Raw genomic sequence first — 1,293 nt, forward strand, 5'->3', positions numbered from 1 at the left:
CGGTTGTGCTCAACAAAAAAGTGACCATAAGCGGCCGGTGCTAGTACGATTTTCGCTAGCCATTGATCGGGCTTATTCTTTTTGTGCCCCAGCTCGTGGCCAATGTTAAGACCATGCCCGCCGATATAGCCTGCAGTTAACGCTGAGGCGATGTATCCGCCCGCGCTTAAATCAGTGTTTGCAACAAACCAACCGATATATATGAACACGGCGATGACGATAGGGACATGGATGCGTGCAATTAGCTTGTAATACGGGTCTGCTTCAAGTTGTGGAACGACCGCTTCCGGTGGATTGCTTGTGTCCTCTCCCATTACAAAGTCGATGATTGGAAACAGCACGTACCAAAATGCGATAAACATCCAAAGAAACCATTCATTCAGGGTATTGTTGTAGAGTAAAGGCCCTGCAATGGCGAGCGCCGGAATCATGAGCGAAACCATCCATGCGTGACGCTTTTTGTCCGTGTAGGTTTCACCGGTTGGTGCAGTAAAAGTGCCAGCAGACATATTTGTTCTCCGTGCAGGTTTGTCGTTATTGTTTGTTGTCTGCAATACATTCGTGCGCGTTGCTAGCACTAACGAAATGCTTGCTGTGGATGTTATTGAAACACTAACAGCAATGAGAAATAAGCGTTGAAAGTGGCAGTGTTTCGTCATATTCTGCCAATCATGACGAGTAATACTGACTACCTCTTACCTTCTATTCACCCTAGCTATGCACGGTTGCTGGTAGCGCACCTACGTAATTTAGGTACAGAACCCTCTGAATTGTTCAAAGGTAATAGCCTTAGCTGGGTGAGTCTTTTGGAAAGCCAGAGCTTCATCAGTTTTGAGCAGTTTCGACGTTTACTAGAGCGTGCCCAGCTCAAGGCTTTAGAGGCGGATGACCGATTGCCCTTGGAGCTTGGGATATCAAGCATTAGTCAGGCCTCTTCGCACGGACCGCTTGGTTATGGCGCGTTAGCTGCTCCAACGGTAAAGGATACCTTTGAGCTCGTGCGCAAGATGATTGCTACGCGCATCGCCATCATTAGCATTGAAAGTGACGTGATGGAGGGCCAGACGATATTTCGAGTGGTCGAGAAGTTCGATCTGGATTCATTGCGACTATTCGTCTCGATAGTGTTGCTTTCATCGTTTGTCGACCTGATTGCCAAGACCACCGGAGTGAACAATACAGCGATCACGGTAAAGTTGCCTTTAGCAGAGTTGCCGCATCCCGATGCATACCAACAAAAATTTCCCAATGTAACCTTTAGTTTGAATAGTCAACATTTGGAGCTTGTGATTC

The 1,293-nt window shown here is 47.3% G+C and carries 1 protein-coding gene and 1 pseudogene; one reads left to right on the forward strand and one right to left on the reverse strand.

What is annotated here, in order from left to right:
* Window positions 1-509: pseudogene (locus tag A3750_RS17425) on the reverse strand (alkane 1-monooxygenase); the annotation flags it as partial.
* Window positions 510-641: 132 nt separating this feature from the next.
* On the opposite strand from A3750_RS17425, the gene A3750_RS17430 reads away from it, so the two are divergent.
* Window positions 642-1,293 (forward strand): AraC family transcriptional regulator ligand-binding domain-containing protein (locus tag A3750_RS17430; protein ID WP_156498686.1); only part of this gene is annotated, 652 nt, incomplete at its 3' end.

The organism is Oleiphilus sp. HI0079, assembly GCF_001635105.1.